Source organism: Agrobacterium sp. ICMP 6402 (assembly GCF_009498615.1).
In the GTDB taxonomy this organism is placed as follows: Bacteria; Pseudomonadota; Alphaproteobacteria; order Rhizobiales; family Rhizobiaceae; genus Agrobacterium; species Agrobacterium burrii.
Map to the genome: position 1 here is coordinate 1 of NZ_QSNV01000029.1, position 1,259 is coordinate 1,259.

Genomic DNA, 1,259 nt, shown 5'->3' on the forward strand with positions numbered 1-1,259 from the left:
TTGGCGGTCCTGATGGGGATGGTGATGCCGGAGCGGATGCCAAAATCGGCCGCTTGTGCATAGAAGGCACGCTCTTCCTTCGAGAGCGCTGGTCGCTCCTGCTCGCCGGACCAGGCGAAGACGTGCTTCCTGGATCTTGCGCGTTTGACGACCGGGTCGAGAGCGTCGAATTTCTTGTCGAAGTAGAGCGACCGCCAATCGTTATGATAGTTGGTCACGGCGATGATGTGCTTGTGCTGGATGTGGAGATAAGCATAGCCGGTGAAGCCGAAATGGTCGGCGACGTCCGCCAGCCCTGTTTTGAGGATGCACCCATCGCCCTCAATTGCCGTAAGATCGGTCAGCTTGTCCAGCCAATGCTGCATTCTCTATCTCCTTCTAGGTGTCGCCAGTATCCTCGTCGTCGCTGTTCGTCCGACAGTATATCGAGGACATCGATGGCTGAACTTTAGATGGGATGTGGCTTCCCGGTCTCACCAGGTTGCTCATGCGATCGCTCCTGAGAATGTGAAATCGTTGCAGCCTGAAGCCGTGATCGTTGCCTCGCCTTGAGAGAACGAAACTATTAGTTGAGCAAACTCGGCGTCGAGATTCCAGCTTAGAACAAGGCTTCCGGTGTCATCCGTTGCTACCTCGAATGATCCATTGAAGGCCGGATGGGTGTTACGGAAGCGGATCAAGTCCGACAGTCGTTTGACGAGCGGCGTTTCAAGAGCGAGATCAATTTCCCGGTCTTCAAAGAAGCGCCGATTGATGTCACGCCCGACACCGGTCTTTCTCAGCAATTCCATGTCGTTAAGCCCCCCCAAGAGACCGACGTAATAGACCTGCGGAATACCGGGCGCGAAAAACTGGATGGCGCGGGCGATGAGGTAGTCGTCGTCGTTGCGGCCGAGGGCGTCGTAATAGGTGCAGTTCACCTGATAGAGATCCAGGTTCGAGGCTGCCGTGCCTGTTGCCAAACGGCTCTGGTCCTCCGAGCGCCTGTGAATCTCCTCGACCAGATTGTCAATTGCCTGCGGTTCTAAAAGTCCGGGTCGGCCATCACTGTGCGCGCCTACATCGATGACGCCGATCCCGTCGTGAGTGTCGAGGACGGTGATTGCGTTGCGAGGGCTGATCTCCAGCCAACGCGCCAGCGCTGTCGCATCGCCCGTGAACAATGAATGCAATATCAGTGGGGGCAGCGCGAAATCGTAGACGCGGTCAACCTTCCTGGCGATTTCGATCTGGTCACGATAGTAACTGTGAATTTCGAC

General features: G+C 56.2%; 1 protein-coding gene and 1 pseudogene. Both read right to left on the reverse strand.

Annotated elements, in window-relative coordinates:
- On the reverse strand, positions 1-365 hold a 365-nt coding region (traR, locus tag DXT96_RS26805; RefSeq protein ID WP_153517193.1), incomplete at its 3' end, for a transcriptional regulator TraR.
- Between the two features lie 120 nt (positions 366-485).
- Positions 486-1,259 (reverse strand): annotated as a pseudogene (locus DXT96_RS26810) (sucrose phosphorylase); the annotation flags it as partial.